The organism is Paenibacillus sp. EB106-05-06-XG162 (assembly GCF_058791655.1).
The window spans coordinates 92,469-119,411 of record NZ_JBYTDT010000007.1 but is presented as its reverse complement, the minus strand read 5'-3'; the positions used below and the strand labels follow the sequence as shown (position 1 = coordinate 119,411).

The window sequence follows — 26,943 nt, the reverse complement described above, 5'->3', positions numbered from 1 at the left end:
ATAAAGAAGTATCAAGAACGTTCAGTTGTTCTTTGATACTTCTTTTAAATACAGACTATGTGCATACTAAATTGGGTTTCAGTATCCTCTATTCAAATGGCTTAGCAATGCCAGTGCCTCTTCATGGTCAGGCTCAAGTTCTAATAACTTTCGCGTGTACTGCAATGCCTCTTCGTCTAATTCTAACTCGATACAACAAATCGCCAGACAATAAATTACGGTTGATGCCATTTGATCCTGGTCCGAATGCATCGATATTTCCAAAAACCGCTTAGAATCTTCGTACATTTCCATTTCAAACAGGATCAATCCAGCATCAAGTGCTAAGTTATAACGCTGCGCCATGACGTAATACGATGACCACATGATCTGAATGCCTCTTAATAGATCCAACATTTCTTCATCGTTCGCATCTGGCAGCAGACTAGAGATCTGCTTCTTACTCTGAATCAGAAATTCCGCATCATATCCACCTAAACGCCAAAAGCTTAATATTTGCTGTAGTTGCATGCTATCTATATTGCGATCTACCCATTCCTTCATACTAAAAAAATCGTCCGGCCCAAAGCGTTCAATAAATCGACGATAAGCTAATCTTGTATTCGCATAATCCTTCGGCATATCCAAATTGAGAACACAACCCACATTGATGTTCTTATAGTGATGAGGGGGAAATAAAGCCGTAGCTCCTCTTTGTTCATAATAAACCTGAATAGCATGGTAGTTTGCCGTTAAAGAAAAACTTCCGTGTAGTACCAACTCTGGCGGTTCGGAGAATTTCCAGTTATCAAGCAGATGATCTCCTTTATCTGCTGTTATTAATAGAAAGCCCTTCCGAGACAACCGATTCAACTGTTCCAAACAAGCCAAGGCCGCAACGGGAAATAAAATATGCGAATCTTCTAACTGCTCCTGATACACGGCAATGATGTCACGGTAAGGGTAGGTTTCTTGTTCATATTCCGGTGCCCGCCGATGCTCATAATGCAAAGATAGTTGATTTAACGCTTCTGACGGTTGAAGTGAATCGATATTTTCAGGACTCTCGACAATCACATCCGCTTCGTAAATGTGACCATTACCGACATAAATCAACTCTTGTGGAATACTATCAAAGAAGTAATTTGCAACGATGATTAAAGGTTGTGTTAAATCCCCCTCACGAATGGTTGTGTCAGCTACAATCAGGTTCAGAGCTGTATCATGAAGAGCATCAAATCGCGCAAAATCGAGTACTCCCTCCGCAATAAAGGATTGTAAGGCGGGATGCTCTTTCCAAGCTAACACATTGTTCATGGCCAGATCGGTCATAATGTAACGGAACGGAGGTAACGACATCCCCGCATAATCTCTCAATCGACATAACTCAAGTAATACGTGGTAAGCCAATCGTCCCGCTCCTGCTCCAAGCTCCACAATCCACACAGGATCTGATCCATGTTCCTGACTGGCCCGATCCTGAAGAAACCCAAATATCATTTCTGCATAGGAAGTCGCGATCATCGGATTACTCGTTATATATTGAGGAACTTGGTCGTTATTCCAGGCCTTCATTCCTTTTTCTTCATAATAAGTGCGCTGCAAATCCCAAATCGGTGCTTCACTAAAACGGTAACGTTGTTCTTTATTATTTGTCATTCACTCTTATCCTTTTCGCCATTATTGGACTAACACCTTACATATTTTCGTTTGAAGCCGAGCTGCCCTTTATCTGCCGCCTTTTGAATATTAACGGAAGCGTTCAAGAACTTGCTCTTTGCGCTACCGCGATTGACTTCCACCGGGCCAACTTCCTTCGCGATCTCCACCGCCTTATCATGAAGCGGCAGATAGGATACGCCCACAGTGTACATGAAATTATTCATCGCGTATTTCGTGCGTTCAGGAGCATCATGAATCGTATTTTTTACAAGTTCCAACATATCAGCAATTTTCTCTTCGGAAAATTCACTGTCTGGACGATTCCCGAGCAGCCAGCAGTAGCAGCTCCAGCCCGCCGACATTTTCAGCTCTATATCGCTTGCAATCCATTTATCGGCAACTTCTTGTGCAATATCCGTTTCTGCCAAAGTTACTGCTACCACATAATCCGACAGCATATAAAAATAAGCTCTATCAATCCACCGTTCAAAGTCCGCCTCAGACATGGCTTTGGGATCCGCGATCACCCCGGCAAAGTACATAGCATCGTAATTCCCTGTGGCATAGAGCTGCTCGGCCAAAGGTTGATTGCGTTTTATTTTCCTAAAGATGGGCTTCATCGCGCCCGTAGCCACGCCAAAAAGCGGTTCGTGCGCGCCATTGGATTGATATATTTTCTTGGTGCGTTCCTTGCCGAGAGCTTCAAGCTCTTGCATGACCATTTCTAGATTCATTGTTCGCACTTCCTTTTTAATGAAATACTATCACGATGCAAAGAAATAAATGGCACATAAAAGCCCCTTCCGCCATAATGGTGGAGGGAGCTTTGCTTACTTTAATATTGTCCTTTAATCACAAAAAACGAGCCCCGAATGGTTCCGGCTAGTTTAGACTTCTGCCTAGCAAACTTAAACTTCTCTTCTAACTCCTTTGGCACTTCCATTCCCTCAGACAGCTTAAAACCAACAGCCCGCTTCTTAGGGTCATCCACCGTATACATGACATTGATCGCAAGACCATCCTCGTAGAAAACGTAGGCAAATTGGATATTTTCCACTTGAAAACGTGATGTTTCTAAAGGTTTGGCCGCAAACTCAATATTACGTTCTTCTTTCAAAATGCGGTTCGCATAATCGAGGGTCTCCTGACTTTCGCTAGCGGGTACAACCGTAAATTCATGCTTGTATTTGTTCATAAAGTAACGGGCTTCATTCGCACGTAAACCAGCAAGCGCTTCTGCTACTGGGGAAGACTCTAAACCAACCGTAGACACATTCTTAAAATCAACGATATACGACATTTCCATCTCTCCTTCTCAAATTTCAAATTAGTCCTCTTATCTACCAAATAGTATACCAAAAATGATATAAGAGAAAATTGCTTACATAGACTGGTATTAACAAAAACCTCTTTAAATATTCGACGTTGTTGCGTCTTCATGATTTCCCGCCAATAAAATTGCGTCAAAGCCAAATGAAAGGCGCCCATTTGGGCGCCTTGTCAAAAATCATCTAATAATCCGAAGACTCTCATCGCCAACCAACCTGATCATGCCGAGCGAGATCATGTTACCGAGGCTCCCGAGAGGCGGGAGTAGTATGAGCGTCCGAGGAGAAGGCCTCCAATGGCAAAAACAATTGACACCCAGATTCCATTCTCACTCGTAGCTAAATACGAAGGAATCGAAATATTTATTGTGACTTTCAGAGCAGCAAGCAAGATGATTGCTCCAACTATTCCGAATATCTTCATGCCCGATCCGATTTTCCCTCGTTTATTGAGATTTAGTACCCATCCTTGAACCATCCCGGCTACGATGCCCAACACAGTTCCAGACAATAACAAAATCCACTCTTTTGTTCCAATGCCATTCATCGTAAACGCCCACAAAACTCCGGCAACAAGCAGCAACATTCCGATCAGAAAAATTCTATCTAACCCTTTCATGACGATTCAACTCCATTGTGTAATTTTTGAATAAGTACACTTGCCACCGACCGGACAGTATAGAGAGGCTGTTAATAAATCTTTTTCAGCAGCTCAATTACTTCATCTAGGGTGAGGCCAAAGGATTTGTAGTATGCCGTGTCGCTTTCCATTTGCTTCAGGATCATTTCGTTGCGTATTCGCAGCTTCTCATCTGACGAGAATTCGGCTACAAAACACCCTTTACCTGTTACGGTATTGATCAAACCGCTTCGTTCAAGTTCTTCCCAAGCCTTCTTTACAGTGATGACACTAACACGAAGCTCCAGGGCAGCTTGTCGAATGGGTGGCAGACAATAACCGCTCTCTAACTCACCTTTCAGAATTTGAGCGCTGATCTGTTCGAAAAGCTGCTGATAAATCGGTTTTTCAGATGTATTCGAGATCGATACGTTCATAAGATTTCAACTTTTAGGAACCGTTTGACCGCAATGCGATAAGCAATCATAGTGAATGCAATAAATATCACGATTCCTGCGATCAAAATCGATATTTGAAGCGCCGTATTGTCAACTCCGCTACCATTGAACGTGTCAGAGATAAAAGAATTCTGGATTCCGAGCCATTGTGCAACTCCGGCAAACAGCATAGCGGCCGTAATGGATGCCGCCGCCGCCCCGCCATACTTATACGCGGTCTTGTAATACATGGATATAAAGATCACGTTGAAGATCGCGAGCATGACAAAACATAGTCCCCAAAAACCCATATGCGGTGCGAAGAAATAGTAGGTCAGATTCGGGTATAGGCGGATCGTGATCATGCCATAGATCATCGCAAGAACAAGATGTAATAATTCCAGGATGACAATAACGGTTACCCTGGCTTTCACGATGTCTTTTTTGGTTACGGGCATCATCGTGGTAAACATCAAATCGTTCTGCGTTCTAAACCCGGCAAACATATTCGGTATCGTTATCCAACAAAAATACAGAGGGACGAGAAAATAGAGCCAACCAGGAACAAGCATTAAGGCGCCCATGAGTAAAGGAAGTGCAAAGAACCAAGGATTTACTCCTAATTTCAAATCCTTCATCACCAAGTTATACATACATATCCTCCTTTTTCGCGAAATAAATCATAATCTCCTCAAGACTCGGCGTCGTTGCTCTAATATCGGAAGAAGGGTCGAAGTCTCTGGAATGGATCAATCCCGTAAAGCCGAAAGAATTGATTTTGTAGGAAATCAACTGGTCCTTCACTTGTTGCAACTGACTCTCGCTACCACTAAGTAAACGATACGACTCCATAAATTCGTTTTTCTCAGAACTGGCGATAATTTGCCCGTTTTCGATGAACGTAATATAATCAGCGCATTTCTCCAAGTCGGATGTAATGTGAGTAGAGAAAAGAATGCTGATTTCGCCATCAACGATGAGTTCTTGAAAAATATCTAACAGATCGTCTCTAGCGACCGGATCGAGTCCGCTTGTCGGTTCATCAAGGACGAGAAGCTTCGCGCCATGGGATAGAGCAAGGGCTAAGCTGTACTTTACTTTCATCCCCGTCGACAATTCGGCTATTTTTTTATTTTCATCTAATTTGAATCTTCTCAGATAGTTGTAATAGGCTCCATCATCCCAATTCTTGTAGAACTTCTTAATGACATTGGTCAACGTTTTCACCTTGCTGCGCGTATAGAAATCGATGTCGCCGAATGCGTATCCGATTTCTTGCTTCAATTCGATTTCGTGTTCGGCGATGTTCTTACCCAAAATGCACACCTCACCGCTATCGATATGAATCATTTTCAAAATCGATTTTATCGTGGTTGTTTTCCCTGCGCCATTGGCTCCGATAAAACCCATAATATAGCCCTTTTCCAGTTGAAACGATACGTCTTTTAACTGAAAATTGGGGTATTTCTTATTTAAATTTCGGATGTCTAATGCCAGCATACCGTACCTCCTCATCAAATTGTGTATGTTGTGCATGCACAATGTACCATGAGGGGAATTATGAAGTCAACTGTTTTTTAACCTAATTTTGGATATTTTTATTCAGCTTAGAATTGATGATCCCGATCGTGCAGGGAAATGACGAAGATGCATCATGTGATTGGGAAATAAAAACACTCCCCCAAAAGTTTGTTGCTACGACCTTGCATATCGGAAGCTATGACTATATTGGGTACGCGCATATGGCGCTTGAAGAATGGATAGAAAACAATGGCTACGATTTGAATGGGCCGCCTTATGAAACTTACTTGAAAGGTTCAGAATGTGACTGCCCTGTGGAGGAGTATGTGACACAAGTCTGTTTTCCCATCATCAACGAAGCAAGACAATAATGGCTTGACCTTGACACAATGTCAAAGCTTATTCTACTACAAGAGAAAGCAACTAGAACTTAAGGAGATTTGAACATGAATAAGATGATTGTATTGTGCACTGGGGCTTTATTAATGGCTGGGATCTTATTAGGGTGTACGCAAAGTAAAGCGGATGAGGGTCAAAACATGAAAAAACAAAATGTAGGTTACTACACCATGCCTGATGAGAGCAGCAAGCATGAAGGCACTTGGTTGCAATGGCCTCATGACTTTACCTATGGTAATGGTCATAAAGAAAAGCTTGAATCCATTTGGATCGAGATGGCAAGCGCTCTAAGCGAAGGGGAAAATGTTCATATTATCGCCTACGATAAATACGAAAAAGAATATATTTATGATCTTCTATATGATGAGGGTATAGATATGGACAAAATTGACTTCTATATTATTCCTACGGACGATGTATGGGCAAGAGATACGGCTCCGATTTTTGTATATGACAAAGATAAAAATCTTAAACTTATGGACTGGGGCTTTAATGGATGGGGCAAGAAAACCCCGTATAAAAAAGATGCCTCCATTGGGAACAAACTAAGCAAACAGTTGGGTATGGAACGCATCGATCTCAATGAAGTCGTACTTGAAGGTGGCGCATTTGAGTTAGATGGTCATGGTACATTTTTATCGACACGTAGTGCGGTTACGAACAAAAATAGAAATCCTAAATTATCAGAAGCAGAAATTGAAGAAGTGATAGAAGAAAATCTTGGTGTTACGAATTTTATTTGGTTAGATGGTGTACCAGATCTGGATATTACAGATTTCCATATTGATGGTTTTGCTAAGTTTTATAATAAATCTACACTGATTACAATGAAAGAAGAGGATTTAGAAGAATGGGGCGTCTCCAATAAGGATATTAATACATTAATGAACGCTAAGAATGCCTTTGACAAGCCTTATCAATATGCGTATTTACCAATTACCAAAAACAATGTCGTGCTAGATAACGGAAAAAATTTGGGGTACAGAGGTTCATATATCAATTATTACATTGGAAATACCGTTGTATTAGTGCCAAATTATCATGATCCTAATGACAAAATAGCTAACGATACCATCCAGAAACTATACCCTGACCGTAAGGTTATTGGCATTGACGTGAGAGAACTTTATAAAGATGGTGGTATGATTCATTGTGTTACACAACAGCAACCCGTTAATTTAAAATGATCGCGTTTCTTTCATTTGTGAGGAAGATGACTCATGTATGTTAGTCATACATGCAGAAACAGGCCTTGCCTGCGGCAAGGCCAAGTTACTCCGAGAAATCAAAAGGCACGTTAATACAACACTAGCATCGCATAGGTCAGGCATCTGTTGATTGTTGATTCTTTCCTGATAGCTTGTTACGCTGTTCCTTCCTTCTTCTGCTCGCATACAAAGTAAATAATAGAACAAACCATATTGGTGTCAACAATAAGGCCGGACGCGTCTCTTCAGCATACAGCATAATCATGAGAATGATGGCAAACAACGTTAGGACAACATAATTAATAAATGGCGTAAACGGTGCCTTAAATTTCGATTTTGCCTGTAATTCCGGCTGTGTTTTTTTATACCGCAAATGACAAATTAGAATGACACCCCATACCCAGATAAAACAAATGGCACTAGTGGTTGTCACGATTCCAAAAGCTTGCTCCGGAATAAGCTTACTCAGAAGAGCTCCGACAGATAGGACAAGCGTAGATATGAATAACGCGTTACTGGGTACATGATTTTTATTTAGTTTGGCAAAACCGGTTTGAGCTTGGCCTTTCTTGCTCAAATTATATAAGATCCGACTTGTTGAGAACATCCCGCTGTTGCAAGCTGAAGCGGCTGACGTTAGTACGACAAAGTTAATAATTCCTGCGGCAATAGGAATCCCGACCAAAGCAAACGTTTTAACAAAAGGACTTTCGGATGGATTGAGTTCCGTCCATGGGTTAATGCATAATAGGACGATCAATGCACCGACGTAGAAGAATAGAATTCTTAACGGAATTTTATTAATCGCCGACGGGATATTTTTTTCCGGATTGGTTGTCTCCGCTGCAGATACACCCACTAGCTCCACACCGACATAGGCAAAAACAACCATTTGGAATGAAAGTAAGAATCCCGAAACTCCGTTTGGAAACCATCCCCCGTTCCCCCAAATATTTGTGACACTCACCGTTCCTGCATCTGTTTTGAATCCGATGACCAGCAACACAACACCAATAGCAATCAGCGCCAGAATTGTCACGACCTTGATTAGAGCAAACCAAAATTCCAATTCCCCGAAACTTTTAACCGTTAATAGATTGAGTGATAATAATATGATTAAACAGATGACTGCAGGGATCCACTGCGGGATATCAAACCAATATTTCACGTATACCCCGACAGCAATCACATCGGCCATGGCCGTCATGATCCAACAGAACCAATAGGTCCATCCGGTTACGAACGCGGCCCGTGGTCCAAGATAGTCCTCAGCAATGTCTGTAAAAGATTGATACCCGACTTTCGACAACAAGAGCTCCCCTAGTGCCCTCATCACGAAAAAAATGGCAATACCCACGATAAGATAAGCAAAGATAATGGATGGCCCTGCCAGTTGAATCGCTTTGCCTGATCCTAAAAATAACCCGGTACCAATGGTTCCGCCAATAGCAATAAGTTGAACATGCCGATTCTCTAAACCTCTCTTCAATTCCTGTTGTGCCATAGCATATTCCCCCTTATTCAAGTAAAAAACCATTCATGTGAAGTAATTAACAATTATTCACGCATAAAAAAAGAGATTGGATGCGCTCCAATCTCTTGATCAAAAGAATAATAAATAAGACTTGTTATACCTATTCAAATATAACAAAGTAGATATTTAATACTCTTCTGTCCTTTTGCCTGAGATTGTGAACCCTTCGGCGCCGTGGAATTCCACGGTCTCTCCAGAAGCTGCTCCTGCTATAGTACGATCCATAGCAATCATAGCTTGTTTACTATTTTGTTTTTTACCACAATAGAATTTATAAAAGTTTCGACATATCGAAACTAAAAAATTCTATTTGGCGATAAAACCTACCTCTAAACGCGGTCGCTCATCTTTGAATAACCTCGATAGTGGTTTTCTCACAACTAATTTAAATATTTTCTAATACTAATCACGTTCAAATGTTTTGTCAACGTGCCTATTTGTGGTACGGTTCTCCGCGCTGTCTATAACGGCAAGTTTACAAGTAAGGAAAACTGCTTATTCTCTCAAAAAATAAAAGCTTAGTAAGCTATAAAACAACTAATGTAACGGATAAGCTCATTCGTTTAACCAAGCGGTCATTGAGGGTATTTTATACAAAAAGTTATAATGCAATTGACTAGTCGACAAGATAGAAACGGGAGGTTAAATCCATTGAATGTTGAGATCGGCAAAAAAATCAAGGCACTTCGTTTACAAAAAGGAATGACCCAAGAAGAACTTGCGACACAACTGAATATATCTTCCCAAGCCATATCCAAGTGGGAAAACAATGTAACCATGCCTGACATACAATTGCTTCCAAGGCTATCTGTGATTTTAGGTGTTACCATTGACGAGCTGTTTGCATTAACCGATGATACCCATTTAGAACGAATAGAAAATATGATTAGTAATGAACATTTTATATCAAAAGAGGATTTTACCTATGCTGAACAATTCCTTAAGGAAAAACTTAATGATGACGAAAAGCAAGCCCAATGTCTCACATTGCTGGCTGAGTTGCACATTCATCGTTCAGGGGAGCACCGTGAATTGGCTTCCCATTTCGCCAAGGATGCACTGATACTATCTCCAACTCATAAAAGGAATCATAACGCTTTACGAGATGCCGAGAATGGAGTCATATTGGACTGGAACTTCTCCAACCGCCATAAACTCATCGCGTACTATACAAATTTTGTGACAAATCATCCAGATTACTGGCGTGGTTATGTGTGGCTGATGAACTACTTGCTTGCAGATGGCAGATGTGCAGAGGCTAAAGAAGCGTTAGAAAGATTGAATGAATTCCATCCAAGTTACTTGTATCAACTCTACGGAGGTCTGATATGCAAGGAAGAATGTAACCTGCCTCAGGCACTTATTCTCTGGGAGCAGATGACCGAACTGTATCCGCAGGATTGGCGGGCGTGGTCCTCTAGAGCAGACTGTATGGCGAAACTATGCAGATATGACGAAGCCATTGAATGCTATTCCAAAGGTCACGAGCTACAACCAAATCCTAAATATACGGATGCATTGATCGCCATTTCGCACATCTATGAAATTCAAGGAAAATACGATAAATCGATTGATAAGCTTGAAGAAATCATTGCGCTATTGGAAAGTGACTGGAACGTTACAGAGGGTAAGACAGTTGATTCTCATAAAGGTGAAATAGAACATTTTAAGACCTTGTTGAAAAAATGAACGACTAGCCCCTTTCGCTAATACGGAAGGGGCTGCACTCATCGAGCAAGTTAAGGCACCCTAGCAGGGTGCCTTAAAAGATTTTATATCGATGCTACATTTATATCGCGGAAACTTGGCGGCTCAGAAATTGTCGTACAGAACCGTCTATGCTTAGTCCAATAGCACGGCTATAAGCAGAACGGGCATCTTCTATTCGATGCATCCGCTTGTACAAATGCCCCGCAAGCACCCAATAGGGCTGATAATTCACCACTTCTTCAGATGGAATAGCTTCCAGCAAGGTCACACCGCGTTCCGATCCATATGCCTCCGCGACCGCGGCGGCACGTCCGACTAATGCGCCCAGTGTTGGATGCATACGAATGAGGCCCTCGTATAACTGAGCAATCGCCTCCCACTCGATACGTCCAGTCCATAATCGCTGCGCATGCACCGATTGAATCGCGGCCATGAGTTGAAAGCGGCCGATTCCACCAGCTTGCGATGCGGTATGCAGATAACGCTCCGCCTCCATGACCAAGCCTTGTTCCCATCGCGTACATTTTTGCTCAGAGAGGGGAACATAGTTCCCCTCGTCATCATATCGTGCCTCACGGCGCGCCTCGCAGTGCAGCATGAGCGCCAACAGACCTTGAACTTCCGGTTCACGGGGAACGAATTGGAGAAGCAGCCTTCCCAGGTAGATCGCTTCCTCCGCCAATCTCCTGCGAGGCGAACCGGCAATGGCTGCTTCATCCCACCCGCTCCCGTAGGCAGCATAAATGGCCTCCAGAACGGATTCGAGACGATCCGGGATCTCTTCTGCATCAGGCATTTCAAAAGTGATCCGCTCAGCACGAATTTTTGCTTTGGTCCGAGTAAGACGCTGGCTCATGGTGGAGGGCTTGATAATGAATGCAGTCGCAATTCGAGCTGCATCGATGCCAAGCACCGTCTGCAGCATAAGCGGTGTACGCATCACTGGATCAATTGCCGGATGCGTACATAGAAACATCATCCTCAATCGTTCGTCCGGAAAGTCAGCGCTTGAAGAAGCAAGACGTTGCGCATCCTCGGACATGGCAAGGAGTGTCGGCAGCGAATTTTCGGAAATACGGGTGCGGCGGGCACGGTCGATCAGCCGCCTACGGGCGGCAGTAATCAGCCATGCTTCAGGCTTATCCGGAACGCCAACCTTGGGCCAGGTTTCTAGCGCAGCGAGAAAAGCGTCTCCAATGGCATCCTCGACAGCGTGCAGGTCCCGCCAATTTACAGCCATATAGGAGAGCAATCGCCCATAAGCATCACGTGCCGTTTCTTCAATGACCTGATTCGTGTCCATAGAATGATTACTTCAACGCGGGAAGATTCTGTCTGACCTCAACCGTATCGACCGGCCCTCGCGCAGCCCACTCTAGCGCAGTATCAAAGTCCGGAACATCAATCACGAATATCCCACCAAGCTGTTCTTTCGTCTCGGGAAATGGTCCGTCCTGAACCACCATCTCACCGCCGCGCCGTTTCATCGTCCCAGCTGTCTCAGGAGCACATAGACCCGAACCGAATACCACGATTCCTGCCTGTCGCAAAGCATGCACGTAGTGCGTCCAGCCTGCCAAGTATTCTTGTTGCTTGGCTAGATCCGTCCTTGCCGCAAAATCCTCTTGACTCTCGTAAAACATCAAAGTGTAATTCATGCGAAAGCTCCTCCCTTTAAAACCGTATTAGAATTCGACTTCACTACAATGTCGTTTCGGTTAATCCGATTTCTACATTTCAAGAAAAAAATTTTAAAAGCAAACCGGCAAAGCCGCCAGATCAACTCCCTGGCGGCCACTGCACTCACGTCTATTATTTGAGCATCTGATACACTTGTTCAACATCCTTGTCCCCACGGCCAGACAGATTCACGATGAGAATCTGATCCCGACTCATCGTCGGTGCCAGCTTCTTGGCGTATGCAACCGCGTGCGCGCTCTCTAGAGCAGGAATGATGCCCTCCGTGCGGGACAGCTCCTGGAAGGCTTCCAGTACTTCCTCATTCGTGACGGTCGCATATTCGGCCCGTCCTGTCACTTTCAAGTGGCTATGTTCCGGCCCGATACCCGGATAATCGAGCCCCGCAGCGATCGAATAGGTCTTCTGCGGCTGACCTTCTTCGTCCAGCAGAACTAAGCATTTGAAGCCATGAATGATGCTAGGCACACCTTGGGTTAAGGATGGCGCTTTATCCGGTTCAACACCAATCAAGCGAACGCTCGGCTCGTCGATGTAGTGTGCGAATGCGCCAATCGCATTGCTGCCGCCGCCTGCGCAGGCCACCACCGCATCCGGCAGACGGCCTTCCTTCTCGATAATCTGCTGCTTAGACTCTTCGCTGATGACGGCTTGGAAGTGCTTGACCATTGTCGGGAATGGATGCGGGCCAACTGCAGATCCGAGCAGATAAAATGTATTTTGGTAGTTGCGAACCAGATCGTCTAACGCTTCATCCACCGCGTCCTTCAATCGTCCCTGGCCTTTATGAACCGGAATAACAGTTGCGCCGAGCAGTTCCATCCGGAACACATTGAGCGCTTGGCGACGCGTATCTTCAGCTCCCATGTAAATGACGCATTCCATGTTAAACATGGCGCAGGCCGTTGCGGTAGCGACACCGTGCTGTCCGGCACCGGTCTCGGCGATAATCCGCTTCGCCCCCATCCGCTTCGCGAGCAGAATCTGGCCAATCGCGTTGTTAATCTTATGCGCGCCGGTATGATTCAAATCCTCACGCTTTAAGTAAATCTTGGGTCCGCCCCAAGCTTCGGACAGCCGCTCTGCATACGTTAGCGGGCTCTTGCGACCAACATATTCACGCAGGTAATAGCTAAGCTCTTCTTTGAATTCCGGGTCCTCTCGAAACTTGTAAAATTGCTCACTCAAATAATCTAGCACTTCCTGCAATTCCGGCGGAACAAAGCTGCCCCCGAACTCCCCGAAATACCCCTCTTGCTGCAATTGTTGGTCCATACGTATGCGCCTCCATCACTATGAATTGGTAATGTTTGCATACTATATTACCATGAAATCCAGCTTCTGATGAGTATAAACCATTCAAAATGCAAGAAAACTGCAATGACCTCCTCGCCGATATCCAAGATGGAGCTCACGAACATGATGAGGAAAATCAGCTTGAATTTAATGGATTCGCTACATGAATACTCAAGTAAAAATAATGATACTGTTCCATTTACAATAGTGTGTGGTACACAGTATAATATTTTCCAGGAGCTGATCATATGGCGGATGTAAATGAAACGATAATGGGTTTATTAAGCGAGCTGCGGCGAGGCACGATTGTCATTGGTGTTCTCAGTCAATTGTCCGAACCGCGGTATGGCTATTCTCTCGTACCCTTATTGGAGGAAAAAGGAATCGCCGTTGATCCCGGCACCTTGTACCCCTTGCTTCGTAGACTGGAGAAGCAAGGGCTGCTCGAGAGCAGATGGGATACGAATGATTCGCGTCCTCGTAAATACTATTTGCTCAGCCCGTTCGGGAAGGAAGTATATACGGGACTGTACCAGGAGTGGCGGAAGCTCGTCGCCAGCATGGATGTCATTTTGACTGATCTTGGAGGAGGAGAGTAGCATGGAAGTCATTGACCGTTATATTTATGCGGTGACACAGCGTTTGCCCGAGCAACAAAGAGAGGATATTAAACAGGAGTTGCAAAGTCTGATTGAAGATATGCTGGAGGAGCGTATACCGACTGGCCAAGTATCTAAAGATGATGTCGAAAGCGTGCTGCTTGAGCTAGGCCCTCCGAATGAGCTGGCCGCGAAGTATCGTGGGTATGAGCGTTACTTGATCGGCCCGATGTTGATCGACACTTACTTGACTACGCTCAAGATTGTGTTGGCCTCGATTGTCATAGGAATTACCGCTGTTTTCACCATCGAGACATTCCTTTCACATTCGGGGATGCTAGACCCGGTGACAAGCTACCTGACCTCTCTAGTTACGGGTGTTGCACAAGGATTCGCTTGGGTCACCGTTGTATTCGCTTGGATGGAGTATAGGCAGCGGAGAAATACCTCCAGTAACAGCAGCAGGAATAAAGCGTGGAAGCCCTCCGATTTGCCGCAGATTCCGGACGCAGAGCTGAAAATCAAAAGGAGAAGGCCAATCTTAGGCATCTTTTTTACCATTGTGGTCATGGTGGTTTGTCTCTATTTGACCGATCTGCTCGGGATTTGGAGGAACCACGATGGCGTGCTCACGACCGTTCCGTTCCTGAACATCGATGTATTCCGACACTACTCACCGCTTCTGTGGATCGTGGCTGCATTTATCATTATGAAGCAAATCGTCCGAATTATTGTGCGTTATAGATCGAGCAAGTTGCTGGTTTTCCATATCGTGATGACGATTATTCCAACGATACTTGTGTGCATCATGCTTGCGGATAAAGCGCTATGGAATCCTCATTTCATCCAAGATTTGACCGCCTCGAACCTTCTACCCACCGATGGAAATGACTTCAAAACCCTAGTGTCGAACTGGCCCAGGGTGAAAGAATGGCTCGTAAACGCCATCGTCGTGCTTGCATTGCTCGATATCATAACCGAGTCCTTTGCCTGGTACCGAGCAAAATCATCGCCCTCTACAATCACAAAACAAAATCCGCGTGCGTAGCGGCGTTGAGACTCACCAGAACGAAACAAGCCCTGACTTCAATCAAGTCAGGGCCTATTGCTATCATATATTCTCTTGCTGTAACGCATCAATAATGTTTTCCTTTTTCACTTTCGCGCCGGAATATAACATGGCGGAACCGACTATGACAAATACGGCGACAATGACAGACAGAATGCTCATCCATGGAAGGGTGAACCCGTAGCTGAATTTGTTAGAAAATGCTCTATAGATCAGATACATCACGACGAAACTGGCGGGAAGCCCGAACAGCAGCGACTTAACCCCGTAAAAAACACTTTCATAATTCATCATTTTCGCAAAGCCCTTTGGCGTCATGCCGACGGATTTCAGCATCGCAAATTCTCGTTTGCGAAGGGACACGCCCGTCGAGATCGTATTAAAAATGTTCGCAATGGAAATCGCAGAGATTAATACGATAAAACCATAAGAAAAGACGGACATCAATAGAATCTGCTGTTCTTCGCTTTTTCTGGATTGATATACATTGTAGACATTCAGATTGGTCTCCTGCATCTCTTCGATTTCCTGCTGCGTTCGCAGCGGATCCGTACTTTTCAAATGGAGGTACATCTGAACGTTACCAAGATCGCCGTCTGCCAATCGATTCATGACGCGTTCCGACACGATCATATTTAACCCGCCTACTTCTATCGGGCTCATCCCCATCGGAGCTTGATCCGTCAACGCGGCAACGGTCACTTCGTTTGCCTTCGCTTCTTTCCCATTTTCTTTATAGAAGTTCGTTAACGCGATATGCTCTCCGACATTCGTATAGATGGCCTTCGTCTGGACGTATTTTCCCGTGTCCATATCTTTGTAGTGAATCCTATCCACCACGATCGCGGCAGGATGATTCGGATCCATCAGCTGTTCGTAATCTGCGCCGACCGCTCTGGCATAGGCTTTCAGGCTCGAATCGTCCAATGCATGAATCTTAATATCGTAAGGGTATTTGCCGTCTTGCAGTAAGCTCTTGTCCTTCTTTACCTTCTCTTTCAATTCATCGGCGATGAACGCTTCATCGACCCAAGCATTCTTATACGCCTCACGAATCACGTTATATTCCGTGACGCCATCTAGGGATACAATCGATTGTATCAACCGGTCGTCTATTATTTTTCCGTTGCTGTGCAACACTTCAATATCATAATTGATGCCTTCCCGCGACAGTTCCAGGGATTGTGTCAGGCCGGCCGTAAAAAACGATACCGTCAGAAACAAAAAGATGCTGATGACGAGCGAAAATACGATGGCATGATATCTCCGTTTGTTCCGTTTTAAGTTTTTCAATCCGATTTCCGCTTCGATCCCGAAGAGCTTGCGAATGAACTTCGACGTTCTCACGGCTTTGGCCGTAAGCTTAACGTCGGTGGTTTGGCGAATCGCGTCCATCGCGGATACCTTGGATGCCTTGATCGCCGGAAGGTACGTCGAAATGAAAATCGTCAGCATCGACACAACACAAGTAATCAAGAGCGATAACGGCGTGACGATAAGCGTCAGCTTTTCATTGGTCCATAATGCCCCTCGAATCATGGAATTCATGAACCAAAAAGTGATCCCCATCCCGGCAAGACCGCATAGGATGCCCATGGGAATGCTGATCAATCCAATGACGACACCTTCAAAAAGCACCGAATTACGCTTCTGCCTTTTCGTTGCCCCCACGCTCGCCAGCATCCCTAAATGGCGGGAACGTTCCGAGACGGATATGGCAAAAGCATTATAGATCAGCGACACCGAGCCGATCATAATGATCGCCATAATGATCGCCAATAAGAAGAACATCATGCTGGACGAGCTACTACTTTTGGACAAGCCGTAATAACTAAGCAAACTGTTATTATATTGGACGGACTCCATATGGTTTTTCTCAGCCAAATCCTCCGCATGAGCGAACAAGAACGGATTGACACGCTGTAACACCACCGACGCATCGACTCGATCATTTGCCCCGATGCTATTTTCATCGACATAGCTAAGGATCGTATACCCTGGGGACCAGGCTGGTTCCCATACGGGACGCTTAATGAAGCCTACCACCGTATACTCCTTTGTCTTGATATGCTGCAACGTTTCCGTCAGTGTGCCGTCTTCCCTACGCAGCGGTTCGGTCTGATCGAGAGGACGATCGCCCCCTTGTTCGAATCGTTCGCCGACACGAAGGGTTAGACGATCGCCGATTTCGTACTTCACTTTGCCGTTCATTGCAACGGGTTCGGAGATAACAACTTCCTTGTCCGTAAGCGGAAGACGCCCCTTGCTTAGTTCAACCTGAAATTGCGCGAAACCTTGCGCGTCATATGCCTTGATGAACAAGTACGGCTTATTGGGATTTTGCCCCCCTTCTAGTAGGGCAAATCCAAGATCTCTTGTGATCGCTACGGCTTTGGTTGCATCATCGCCCTGTATCGCCGCAAACTGTTCTTTGGTGACATCTTGATATTGGACATGCCACTCTCCTGTATCCGCAATGGCTTGTCTGATCATTAAATCCGAAAAGGAAAACACAAGCGTAGCGACAGCCGTCACCATGGCAACCGAAATGATAACGCCGATGATGGTTACGAGTGTTCGTCTCTTGTTCTGCTTCAGATGCCGGATCGTTAGCGTATTAACAATATTCATCGCCGTATCACCTCGTCTTTGGCAATCCTCCCGTCTTCAATCGAAATGATCCTGTCGGCTTGCAAGGCGATTCGTTCGTCGTGCGTAATAACGATCAGCGTCTGCTGATAGGTTTTATTCAACATTTTCAATAAGTCGACGATCTCGCTGCTATTCTTGCTGTCCAGATTCCCGGTTGGTTCGTCGGCCAGCATGATCGCAGGATTGCCGATGAGTGCTCTGCCGATCGAGACCCGTTGCTGCTGCCCACCCGATAACTGATTCGGCAGGTGGTTTAGTCGATGCTGCAAATTCAACGTATTCACAAGGCCATCCAATTGCTTTTGATCTACCTTTTGCTTATCCAGTAAGAGCGGCAACGTCATATTCTCTTCCACCGTCAGGACGGGAATTAGATTGAAGAACTGGTAGATCAGGCCGATTTGCCTGCGCCTGAAAATGGCCAGCTGCGTTTCGTTCAAGGCATACATGTCCGTATCCTGAACATACACGCTGCCGCCAGTCGGCCGATCCACGCCGCCCAGCATATGGAGGAGCGTTGATTTCCCCGATCCGGACGGACCGATAATCGCGACGAATTCGCCTTTTTGAACCGAGAAAGAAACATCGTCAAGCGCCTTCACTGCCGATTCACCTTTGCCGTATATTTTAGACAGATGCTCGATTTTTAAAATTTCCATGGCTATACCTCCTTTTCTTGAGTTTCATTTCACATTATTTCCTTGCGGAAATAGGTGGAGCCATAAGATCTAAGTCATTATCTTTTAACTTTACGCGAAAAATATATACAGGTTGAGAAAACCCTTTTGTATCCGTGGCGTGCTCTAGATGATACTCAGTAATGACTAATGTCTCACCTTCAAATTCTTCACCCGCTCCGAAAGGTCCCATAGGATAAATGTCTCCATGTTTCAACTTTTGAAATGCTTCATTTGGAGAAATAATTTCAACGTCTCGCACTTTTTGACCTTTGGAATCGTAAACAGGCATTTTTTTACCTTCATCACTTAACTCTAGTGATGTTTGTATAGTGACATGGGACATATCCGTTTTCCCATAAGGATCAAATGGCATATTACCAAATTCCTTCATTTGATACGAAATAATTATTACAAGTGCGACGAAGCTTACTGCAGTGGGTAAGATTAAATATTTGACGATTTGTTTGTATGATCCCTTTTTTTTCACAATAATAAGAGCTATATTTAATACGCAATACCCTAGCATCATTCCTACGGTATTATGAAGTAAATCGTCTAATTCCGCACTTCCACGAAGTGTTATAAATTGTAGAGTTTCAATAAATAAAGATGTTGTCACTGAACTGATTAACATCCATTTTGCTTTTAAGAAAACTTCACTACATAAAGGTAATAAAATCCCTAACGGAAACAGCATACCTATATTCACAATGATATGAAAAAAAGAATTAAATGAAAATTGATTCCACGCTTGTTGATACTCGCCCAGTACATCAAAATCAATTGTTCTTACAAAGATATTCTCAGCTGAACGACCAAATGTGGTAGTCATTATTAAAAGGGAATAATAACCAATTATTAAAGTAAGTAATATAATTTGCTGTTTAGTAAATTTCTTTTCTCGTTCATGAATAGAATTCATTTTACACCTCTCCATAACTCCTCCTTATTGCCCCACGTGTATCGGGGTTCCACGTTTTGACCGCTAATCTTGAGACTGTACCGTCTGGTACCCGTTAATGGGTTTCCGGTGCTATCTTTCAATTCGTTGATCGCCATAAAGGGGCCCATTTCTTTGGTGAACGCTTGGTCAACCAGCCCAAATCCCCCCCATACCCCGAGCATCAAGACAACACTGTAAACACCCGTAGCAACCACATTTCTCCAATCGCTTTTCATACGAAAACCAAGTTTGTGCGCCCCGAAGCCGATGGCTGCGCCCGATGCGTTCTGTATGACGTCATTTATATCGAAGCTGCCGAGGAACGTAAGTGCCTGAATCGTCTCCAGCACGAGAATGGATAGGATGAACCATGCCATGAATCGAATAAAGTTGGTCCGAAATAACAACGGAATCAAGATCCCAAAAGGGATGAAGGCTGCGATGTTCCCGAAACCCACTAAATCCATCAGCGTAGGATGTAGAAGATCAGATAGACCAGGCAGCCTAAAAAAATCGTCAGGTAAAAAAATAAAGGTGTACTCCGTGATTTGGTCAACCTTGCCTACTCTACCGAAAGCGAAAAACAAAAAATAAAGAATCAACAGGGTATAACCTATCGTGATGGCCATAATCATCTTACGGTGTTGCTTCAATTGCATTGTCTTACCTCCATCGCTTAGCTGATGAATATCATTTTATCTGTCTAAAATGACTTTCCAGTGACGATGGAGGTGACAATTCAGTCACTTACGGGTTTCCGTTAAATCACTTGCTTATAAAATTTAATCCGAAACTGCGTACCCTTCCCGCTGGCACTCGTCACATCGATCATGCCGTTCTGGCTCGCAATGATACTGTGAGCCATCGCAAGTCCGATGCCGATGCTTCCTTCGCCAGCGTTCTTTCCTTTGTAAAAACGTTTGAAAATATAAGGCAAATCTTCTTTCGGAATGCCTTTGCCGTTGTCTTCAATGACAATCTCCGTAAATAGCGTGTTCTCGGTAAATGCGATGGAGATCAGCCCGCCTTCCGGTGTATGCTCCACGCCGTTCTTCAAAATATTGATGACCGCTTCAGCAGTCCAATTGAAATCGCCGACAAAAGAGACGTCGTCATCGCCCGCGATGGAAACCGACTGTCCCTTAATATCCATCGGAATCAGTACCGGCTCTAATGCCTTTTGGATCAGGTTTTTAATGCGTATTCGATCTTTTTTGAATGGGATGGTCTTCGCGTCCATTTTCGATAGCTTGAGTAAGGAAGAAACTAGCCAATCGATGCGATCAAGCTGGACGCGGATATGATGGGTGAACTCCGATCTTTTGGCCGGAGGCAGGTCAGGGGCGCTTAACAAATCCGCCATCACCGTCATGGAGGTAAGTGGCGTTTTGAGCTGATGTGAAATATCGGAGATGGCATCCGTCAGTTGAATTTTGTCCCGCTGTAATAGCGACCGGTGCTCCGATAGCATGAGCGTCACTTTGTAAATCTCATTCTTGAGAATGCTCAGCTCGCCCTCTTGATTATCGCGAACGTCAAGGGAATCGTTGCCGTTGCTAATTTCCCGCAAATAGACGGACAGCTTCGCTAGCTCGCGATATCTCCATCTCGTGAATATCAAACTTGTGCCAATAAGCAGCAAGGATAGGATGAAGACGAGCGCCACTGTGACGGACGAGATGAAAGCAGCGATGACGAGCGCTGTTAAGCTGATCAAGCCCATAATGAGCAATATTCGTTGAATTTCTCGATTGCGCAGCATTTAATCACCGACCTTATAGCCTAAGCCGCGTACTGTTTTGATCAAAGTCGGATGCCCGGGATCATCCTCCAACTTCTCCCTCAGTCTTTTGATATACACCGTTAACGTATTGTCGTTCACGAAGTCGCCGGCCACGTCCCAGATTTGCTCTAGAAGCTGATTCCTTGTGAGAACCTGTCCGATGTGGCTGCCGAAGATCAGCAACAAGCGATACTCTAAGGCGGTGAGCGAAATTTCGGCGCCGTTTTTATGTACTTTGCCTTCCAGCGTGTTGATTCGCACGTTGTCCATATCTATGATCGCTTTGGTGTTGGACGGCTTCTGGTATCTCCGCAGGACGGACTTGATCCGGGAGAGCAGCTCGCGAACTCGAAAAGGCTTGGTAATATAATCGTCGGCTCCCATATCGAGCCCCATTACGACATTGACCTCATCGTCAATCACCGTTAAAAAGATGACCGGGATGTCTCGCCGCTCCTTCACCATCTTGCACAATTCATACCCGCTTCCGTCCGGAAGCTGTAAATCGAACAAGCATAAAGCGAATTGATCAATGTCATCTGCGAGCACCCTTTTGGCTGAGGCGACATCATGGCAGAGAACGGTCAGATAACCATCCTGCTGCAGCGAATATTCCAGACCCGACGCAATCGTCTTATCATCTTCAACCAATAAAATTTTCATATGCAGATCATCCTTACAATTGGAATAAATTCATTCTTCATCTTCATTACGACATGATAGCAGCCTTACACGTGTTCAATCCCAGACATCAGAAAAGGAATGGCCGACTTAATAAATGCTTCCGGCGATGATTCGTTACAATTTCTTCTCCACTCCACAGAAGCGCCATAAATGCCCCAACTTAAAATGACAGCTGTCACTTTAAGAGATGCCTTCTCCTCTGTTTGTTGTTTTCGCAGCATGCCGTAGAAAATGATTTCGAGTTGCTCCCTAATAATGCGGGCGATGGTCTCATCGTATCCTCTATGACACCGGTTGGATAAAGCTTTTTGGAAGTCCGTTATGGCTACGAAGATATCAATAATCGATGCTTCATTTAGTTCGCTTTTCTCGAAATCGATGACGTTCAAATTAATCAATAATACTTCCGATAATGATTTGTCGAGCAGGTCATATATATCTTCAAAATGATAATAGAACGTTGCGCGATTTATCTTAGCCTCTGTTGTAATATCCTTAACGGTAATATCCTTGAACTCTTTTTTACCTGAAAGTTCAATAAAAGAGTCCATGATTAACTTGCGAGTTCGTAAAACTCGGGGATCGATCTTGGATTGCGTCATATCATGTCCCTCCGACTTTTTAAACAATTGTATCAATGTGTTGCATAAACGACAAATGGACTGATCTATTGGTGTTCCGATCGATTGATTATAGCTAGAATGGTGGAAAAACAACCACTGCAGGGAGGCAACCATCATGACAATTGAGGATAAACGAATGGCGAACAATCATCATCTGATGTGTGATTTAGAGACAGGTGTATGCGGCGTAGCGGGGGAGGAAGATATGGAGATGATCGATTTTAATCAACCCCAGAAATCCATTGAAGTGTATTATGTAACGGACCCAATCTGCTCTCACTGCTGGGCGCTTGATCCCGTTCTTCGACGATTTAAAGAGCAGTATGGGCATTATTTCAACTTTCATACGGTTATGGGTGGATTGTTGGAGAAATGGAGCGATGAGCCTGTCGACCCCCGTAACGGAATATCCGGACCTGCTGATGTCTACGGTCACTGGAGAGAGGTTGGAGCATATTCGCGCATGCCGATTGACGGTTCACTAATGCTCGACCATCCAGTCCAATCCTCCTACCCGCCTTCCCGTGTATTTAAAGTGATTCAAAAAAATCATAACGATGCATTAGCCTATGATTACTTAAGACGATCACGAGAAGCTCTCTTCGTATTCAATCGAAATATCGCCGAGGAATCCATCATGATTGACATCGTAAATCAGTTAGGTCTTGATGGAGAAGCCATTGTCGAAGATGCCGAGCAACAATCCGGCCAACAATTATTGAATGAAGATTTTGGTCTCGCTAGAAGCCTTGGCGTTAGAGGTTTCCCGACGATCATTATGATCAACGAGGACAAGAAAGGATTGAAAATCGTCGGCAGCCGTCCGTTAGAATCCTATGTTGAGGGTCTACAGCAAATTCTAAATACGGAAGAAATACAACCAAAACAACAACCATCCCTTTCTAACTTGCTTGAAAAAGAAAAGCTATTATTTTCTAAAGAAATTGAAGTTATGTATGATATTGAAAAGTCGGAAATCAACGCTTTTGTTGAAAAGGAACTTTCACCAAGCAGCTATCAAGTGAAGGAACTTCTAGGGGAATCCTATTTTATAACTACGGAATGATATTGGAGGAAGATAATTCTTCCGATCTATCTACGAAAAAACAAAAGGAGCGTCTTCGACAGCTCCTTTTTGGTGTATTTGCTTATATGATCCGTTTCACTTTGTACCTCGTCAACCAGGTCCGCCTTACCCGACGTTCAGAACAGTTCCGCAAAATTCGCATTCCGGCGGCTGGCCTGGATACAGATTTACCGTAGCGCCGCATCCGGAGCAGACTACGCTTTTAGGTGCACCCGTGAAAGAAGCTTGCTCAGCCGCGGCCACCTGGGCAGCAGCGAAGTTATTCCCATGCATTCCCGTCTTCGGTGGCCGACCTAGCAGTACAATATTCCCGCTACCATCGATGCTGGCGTTGGGAAGCTGGCCGGTAGCGATCATATAGCGGATGTCCTCGAGTACTTTTTCGGGCGATACGCCGGTCGATTGGGACAGAACGGCGATCGAACCATTTCCTTGCTCAAGGATGAGCCGGTACATTTTGTACAACGCATCCATTTTCTTCCTCTTGGAAGAAGCAGCAGCATAAAAGATAATAGCAGGTATTCCCAATAAAACAAAAAATCCGATGAAGCCCGCAAATCGATCGCTGGTCGTACCCGACAACAAAATAATCATCATGAGTCCGAACAGCGTCAACAGAGCATGTCCCGTCAGCTTATAGTCCCTTATCCTCAAATGATTGTACTTCGCGTGAAGCACGTATCGGATAATGAGCAAGACGATTCCAATCGGAAAAAAAATCAAGAAACCGAGCAATATGAACGCCCCGTGAATTTTTGCATTTGCCGGCGTATGCACAAGCAATCCTCCGTTCGTTATTTTCGTTGAATCAGCTTCTCGTTGCGATCCGTCAGCAAATCCGAAAGATCGCGGATTCGACGGCCGAACAAGTCAGCCTCCGCCCGCTCGGACTGTTCCGCATAGCGGCGAAAGTCGGTCGCCAGCCGCTCCGCCTCGGCAACCAGCCGGCGGTCGGCATCCAGCATCGCTTTATGGGATACCGGGTCGCTGAACCGGACTTTTTCTTCTAGCCGCTCTAGCTCACGCAGCAATTCTCCTTCTTCCTCGTCCCGCAATTGACGCGCGGCATCGCGCAGCGCATGCTGCATGTCTTGCACAAGCTGCGTCTGGGCGGTGACGTTATCGTCCTGTTCCGACTTGCGGAAGGCGAACGCTGCCAGGCCCGTGGCGATTCCGGCGGCGGCAAGTGCGATCAAATGAATAAGGGCGTAAGACAGAATCGGCACATCGAGTACCAGCGAGAACAGGATGACGATGACCACCGACGCAATCAAGTAAAGCGTCGAGACCGTTACGAACGCCGAATAGCCGATCGTCAAGCTCCCATTTCGTTTTTTCAAGAAAATCCCGAAAAGAGCCGTTCCGTATACCGCCGTCTCGGCCAGCGTCAACGCCCCGAAGGAGATCCCAAGATGGCCGGGACGCGAGAACGGCAGCCCTATCCAGAATAGGAGCGCGACTGTCAGCACAAGCGCGCATACGTAAATAAAGGTCCATACCCCCGCGTATAATCGGAAGTTGTTCATGCCAAACCTCCTTATGGAATGAGCTTGTTGCCGCATTCCAAACAAAATTTTTGACCTGGCTTCACTTCATGCTGACATTGGCCGCATTTCAACACCGCGCCCGCTCCGCAGTTGGGACAGAACTTCGCGCCGGGGATTAGTGGGTCCCCGCAGCTCAGACACGGCTTGATGCCGATGGTATGTCCGCATTTCACGCAATCTTCCGCTTCGGCGGGGTTGTCCGATCCGCAGTTCGGACACGGACGGTTCTCATCGCCGCAATGCGGGCAAAATTTCGCGGTCGCGGGAAAAGAGTTGCTGCATACGCTGCACATCGTCTCTTTTGGACCCGCGACCGGAGCAGGCGCCGCCGAAACGAACGAATAGCCACAACCGTTGCAGAAACGAGAGTCTTCTCGATTGACCGCGTGGCACTGCGGGCACGGTTTCCCGGCCGTTACGTTCATCTGCTGAGTCAGACCAGCCATTTGGCCGCCGACCGCACCGCCGACATTGAAGCCCATGCCGAGTCCAATTCCCGCGTTCATTACGCCAGAGCTGCCTGCGCCTTCGTTCCTTGCCGCTCCCTCGAGCGTATCGAACGTCCTTTGCTGCTGGTACGTATAGCCGATAATGTCCATCTCGGCTTTTTTGGCCAACGCTTCCTTAAGCCGGATCGTCGCTGGATCATTGTCAGGCGTATTGATCGAATCGATGTAGAAGTTGAGTAGCTTGATGCCGTACTCCTGAAAGACCGGCCCGATTCTTTCCTCGATATGTTTGGCGATCTCCGCAATGTAAGCGTTGATTTCCAAAATGCTGATTTTCTTTAAAGACAAATAGGTCGTTATCAGCTCGTTAATGTTCATGATCAGAAGACTGCGGAAATATTTCACCAGCGCATCCTTATCGAACGCCGGCAGCGTGCCGATCAGCTTGATCAGAAACTTGCGTGAATCCTCGATCTGCACGCCGAATTGCCCGTACGATCGGACGGAAAGAATAACCTGGTATTTCGGATCCTGCAATTGAAGCGGCGAAGCCGTTCCCCACTTCACGTCCAAGGAATTGATTTTATTGACGTACCATACTTCCGCCGTGAACGGCGAACGGCCGCCGAACGGCAAATTGACGAGCGACTGAACGAATGGAATGTTCGCCGTTTGGAGCGTATGCCGGCCAGGCCCGAACAGATCGAGTGCCTTTCCCCCCTTGAACAGCACCACTTCCTGCGTCTCGTTGACGATCAATTGAGTCCAAGTGCCCAATTCCTGATTTGGATATTTCCAGACGAACAAGTCCGGCGGTCCATCGAACTTGACGACTTCGACTACAGCCATAATTGCCTGCCTCCTTCTGCGACTAAAGACCTTGTTATCCCATGTCTATTTACATAATTCGACCCCATTCTCTATTCTACGTACAAGAAAATTATTCCTCCTTATCCCGTCACGAAATCATAGATCTTGCGGATTTTTTCGTCGAACAGATCCAGATGCACGATTCGCGCTTCTCGTATATATTCTTTTCCCTCCACATGAAGCAATAGAACAGGAATAGTGAAAATAGAGAACTTCCCGGCGACTTCTTTTACTTCTTGTGCATTGATCGCCCCCAGTGCGATTTCGGGGTAATTCATCATTAATCTCTGGACCTGCGGCTGTAATGCATGACAGACACTACAATCGGTGCCGAAAATAAAGAGAAACGATAGTTTATGGCGCTGGATAAATTCATTCGCTGACGCAATGCTTGTTAATTGTTCGAATTCTCTCATATGTACCTCCGTTATTCATATATTTACCATAATTAAAAATAGAGTACCTATGATTGTACATTATGCCCAATAGAAGCCATCAATTTTTGGTCTCATTATACAATGACGCGAGACCCATCCTCACCTACAATAAGCACTGAAAGTAAGCGC

At 45.3% G+C, this 26,943-nt stretch carries 26 protein-coding genes, 2 pseudogenes and 1 riboswitch; of the genes and pseudogenes, 6 read left to right on the top strand and 22 right to left on the bottom strand.

The genetic code is table 11. The features are described 5' to 3' along the window. Positions 1 to 78 precede the first annotated feature (78 nt). The 7 genes from AC3WU2_RS16710 to AC3WU2_RS16680 form a co-directional block, all read right to left on the bottom strand. Positions 79 to 1,638 carry an SAM-dependent methyltransferase gene (locus AC3WU2_RS16710; RefSeq protein ID WP_492456055.1) on the bottom strand — a complete coding sequence of 520 codons (1,560 nt, stop codon included), beginning with the start codon at positions 1,636 to 1,638 and terminating at the stop codon, positions 79 to 81. A 29-nt stretch (positions 1,639 to 1,667) separates the two neighbouring features. Beyond that, positions 1,668 to 2,375, bottom strand: a complete 708-nt coding sequence (locus AC3WU2_RS16705; RefSeq protein WP_492456053.1) for a DNA alkylation repair protein — start codon at positions 2,373 to 2,375, stop codon at positions 1,668 to 1,670. A gap of 101 nt (positions 2,376 to 2,476) precedes the next feature. After that, positions 2,477 to 2,941 carry a DUF8821 family protein gene (locus AC3WU2_RS16700; protein WP_018754265.1) on the bottom strand — a complete coding sequence of 155 codons (465 nt, stop codon included), beginning with the start codon at positions 2,939 to 2,941 and terminating at the stop codon, positions 2,477 to 2,479. 263 nt (positions 2,942 to 3,204) lie between these two features. Next, positions 3,205 to 3,588 (bottom strand): hypothetical protein, encoded by a 384-nt coding sequence (locus AC3WU2_RS16695; protein WP_492456051.1) that lies wholly within the window; start codon positions 3,586 to 3,588, stop codon positions 3,205 to 3,207. Between the two features lie 71 nt (positions 3,589 to 3,659). Next, on the bottom strand, positions 3,660 to 4,025 hold the full coding sequence (locus AC3WU2_RS16690) for a GntR family transcriptional regulator (protein ID WP_492456049.1): 366 nt from the start codon (positions 4,023 to 4,025) through the stop codon (positions 3,660 to 3,662). Further along, positions 4,022 to 4,678 (bottom strand): ABC-2 transporter permease, encoded by a 657-nt coding sequence (locus AC3WU2_RS16685; protein ID WP_492456046.1) that lies wholly within the window; start codon positions 4,676 to 4,678, stop codon positions 4,022 to 4,024. Before AC3WU2_RS16685 ends, AC3WU2_RS16690 begins: the two co-directional genes overlap by 4 nt. Continuing rightward, complete coding sequence (locus tag AC3WU2_RS16680) at positions 4,671 to 5,525, bottom strand: ABC transporter ATP-binding protein (RefSeq protein WP_492456044.1); 855 nt, start codon at positions 5,523 to 5,525, stop codon at positions 4,671 to 4,673. Before AC3WU2_RS16680 ends, AC3WU2_RS16685 begins: the two co-directional genes overlap by 8 nt. A 107-nt stretch (positions 5,526 to 5,632) precedes the next feature. Here AC3WU2_RS16680 and AC3WU2_RS16675 point away from each other — a divergent pair. Both AC3WU2_RS16675 and AC3WU2_RS16670 read left to right on the top strand, forming a co-directional pair. Next, positions 5,633 to 5,917, top strand: a pseudogene (locus AC3WU2_RS16675) (GyrI-like domain-containing protein); the annotation flags it as partial. A 75-nt stretch (positions 5,918 to 5,992) separates the two neighbouring features. Further along, positions 5,993 to 7,132 (top strand): agmatine deiminase family protein, encoded by a 1,140-nt coding sequence (locus tag AC3WU2_RS16670; RefSeq protein ID WP_492456042.1) that lies wholly within the window; start codon positions 5,993 to 5,995, stop codon positions 7,130 to 7,132. Positions 7,133 to 7,268: 136 nt separating this feature from the next. Here the strand turns inward: AC3WU2_RS16670 and AC3WU2_RS16665 are convergent, their stop codons facing one another. Beyond that, entirely contained in the window at positions 7,269 to 8,657 is a 1,389-nt protein-coding gene (locus tag AC3WU2_RS16665; RefSeq protein ID WP_492456040.1) for an amino acid permease, read from the bottom strand. A 157-nt stretch (positions 8,658 to 8,814) separates the two neighbouring features. After that, positions 8,815 to 8,894, bottom strand: a riboswitch (glycine riboswitch). Between the two features lie 444 nt (positions 8,895 to 9,338). On the opposite strand from AC3WU2_RS16665, the gene AC3WU2_RS16660 reads away from it, so the two are divergent. Beyond that, a complete protein-coding gene (locus tag AC3WU2_RS16660) occupies positions 9,339 to 10,376 on the top strand; it encodes a helix-turn-helix domain-containing protein (RefSeq protein WP_492456038.1) in 1,038 nt (345 codons plus the stop codon). Between the two features lie 100 nt (positions 10,377 to 10,476). Here the strand turns inward: AC3WU2_RS16660 and AC3WU2_RS16655 are convergent, their stop codons facing one another. The 3 genes from AC3WU2_RS16655 to trpB form a co-directional block, all read right to left on the bottom strand. Continuing rightward, complete coding sequence (locus AC3WU2_RS16655; protein ID WP_492456036.1) at positions 10,477 to 11,700, bottom strand: RNA polymerase sigma factor; 1,224 nt, start codon at positions 11,698 to 11,700, stop codon at positions 10,477 to 10,479. A 7-nt stretch (positions 11,701 to 11,707) separates the two neighbouring features. Next, on the bottom strand, positions 11,708 to 12,055 hold the full coding sequence (locus AC3WU2_RS16650) for a YciI family protein (protein WP_492456034.1): 348 nt from the start codon (positions 12,053 to 12,055) through the stop codon (positions 11,708 to 11,710). Between the two features lie 154 nt (positions 12,056 to 12,209). Next, positions 12,210 to 13,370 carry a tryptophan synthase subunit beta gene (gene trpB / locus AC3WU2_RS16645; RefSeq protein WP_492456032.1) on the bottom strand — a complete coding sequence of 387 codons (1,161 nt, stop codon included), beginning with the start codon at positions 13,368 to 13,370 and terminating at the stop codon, positions 12,210 to 12,212. Between the two features lie 269 nt (positions 13,371 to 13,639). Between trpB and AC3WU2_RS16640 the strand changes: the two genes are divergently transcribed. Continuing rightward, positions 13,640 to 13,990, top strand: a complete 351-nt coding sequence (locus AC3WU2_RS16640; RefSeq protein ID WP_492456030.1) for a PadR family transcriptional regulator — start codon at positions 13,640 to 13,642, stop codon at positions 13,988 to 13,990. Between the two features lies 1 nt (position 13,991). Further along, entirely contained in the window at positions 13,992 to 15,038 is a 1,047-nt protein-coding gene (locus AC3WU2_RS16635; RefSeq protein WP_492456028.1) for an HAAS signaling domain-containing protein, read from the top strand. A gap of 63 nt (positions 15,039 to 15,101) precedes the next feature. On the opposite strand, the gene AC3WU2_RS16630 is transcribed toward AC3WU2_RS16635, so the two are convergent. The 7 genes and pseudogenes from AC3WU2_RS16630 to AC3WU2_RS16600 all read right to left on the bottom strand — a co-directional run bounded on the left by AC3WU2_RS16630 (position 15,102) and on the right by AC3WU2_RS16600 (position 22,403). Further along, the gene (locus AC3WU2_RS16630) at positions 15,102 to 17,690 is read right to left on the bottom strand and encodes an ABC transporter permease (RefSeq protein ID WP_492456026.1); all 2,589 of its coding nucleotides are present in this window, start codon (positions 17,688 to 17,690) and stop codon (positions 15,102 to 15,104) included. After that, entirely contained in the window at positions 17,687 to 18,370 is a 684-nt protein-coding gene (locus AC3WU2_RS16625) for an ABC transporter ATP-binding protein (protein ID WP_492456024.1), read from the bottom strand. Before AC3WU2_RS16625 ends, AC3WU2_RS16630 begins: the two co-directional genes overlap by 4 nt. A gap of 34 nt (positions 18,371 to 18,404) precedes the next feature. Then, on the bottom strand, positions 18,405 to 19,313 hold the full coding sequence (locus AC3WU2_RS16620; RefSeq protein ID WP_492456022.1) for a VanZ family protein: 909 nt from the start codon (positions 19,311 to 19,313) through the stop codon (positions 18,405 to 18,407). 11 nt (positions 19,314 to 19,324) lie between these two features. Continuing rightward, positions 19,325 to 19,993: pseudogene (locus tag AC3WU2_RS16615) on the bottom strand (VanZ family protein); the annotation flags it as partial. A gap of 101 nt (positions 19,994 to 20,094) precedes the next feature. Then, positions 20,095 to 21,096 carry a sensor histidine kinase gene (locus AC3WU2_RS16610; RefSeq protein WP_492456020.1) on the bottom strand — a complete coding sequence of 334 codons (1,002 nt, stop codon included), beginning with the start codon at positions 21,094 to 21,096 and terminating at the stop codon, positions 20,095 to 20,097. Continuing rightward, entirely contained in the window at positions 21,097 to 21,780 is a 684-nt protein-coding gene (locus AC3WU2_RS16605) for a response regulator transcription factor (protein WP_492456018.1), read from the bottom strand. A 65-nt stretch (positions 21,781 to 21,845) separates the two neighbouring features. Continuing rightward, positions 21,846 to 22,403: a TetR/AcrR family transcriptional regulator gene (locus AC3WU2_RS16600; RefSeq protein WP_492456016.1), complete on the bottom strand. Its 558-nt coding sequence runs from the start codon at positions 22,401 to 22,403 to the stop codon at positions 21,846 to 21,848. A gap of 136 nt (positions 22,404 to 22,539) precedes the next feature. Between AC3WU2_RS16600 and AC3WU2_RS16595 the strand changes: the two genes are divergently transcribed. Further along, the gene (locus tag AC3WU2_RS16595; RefSeq protein WP_492456014.1) at positions 22,540 to 23,490 is read left to right on the top strand and encodes a DsbA family protein; all 951 of its coding nucleotides are present in this window, start codon (positions 22,540 to 22,542) and stop codon (positions 23,488 to 23,490) included. 126 nt (positions 23,491 to 23,616) lie between these two features. Here the strand turns inward: AC3WU2_RS16595 and AC3WU2_RS16590 are convergent, their stop codons facing one another. The 4 genes from AC3WU2_RS16590 to AC3WU2_RS16575 form a co-directional block, all read right to left on the bottom strand. After that, the gene (locus AC3WU2_RS16590) at positions 23,617 to 24,288 is read right to left on the bottom strand and encodes a hypothetical protein (RefSeq protein WP_492456012.1); all 672 of its coding nucleotides are present in this window, start codon (positions 24,286 to 24,288) and stop codon (positions 23,617 to 23,619) included. Between the two features lie 17 nt (positions 24,289 to 24,305). Continuing rightward, the gene (locus AC3WU2_RS16585) at positions 24,306 to 25,037 is read right to left on the bottom strand and encodes a hypothetical protein (protein ID WP_492456010.1); all 732 of its coding nucleotides are present in this window, start codon (positions 25,035 to 25,037) and stop codon (positions 24,306 to 24,308) included. 11 nt (positions 25,038 to 25,048) lie between these two features. Next, entirely contained in the window at positions 25,049 to 26,356 is a 1,308-nt protein-coding gene (locus tag AC3WU2_RS16580; RefSeq protein WP_492456008.1) for an SPFH domain-containing protein, read from the bottom strand. Between the two features lie 101 nt (positions 26,357 to 26,457). Beyond that, positions 26,458 to 26,793 carry a thioredoxin family protein gene (locus tag AC3WU2_RS16575; RefSeq protein ID WP_492456006.1) on the bottom strand — a complete coding sequence of 112 codons (336 nt, stop codon included), beginning with the start codon at positions 26,791 to 26,793 and terminating at the stop codon, positions 26,458 to 26,460. Positions 26,794 to 26,943 lie beyond the last annotated feature (150 nt).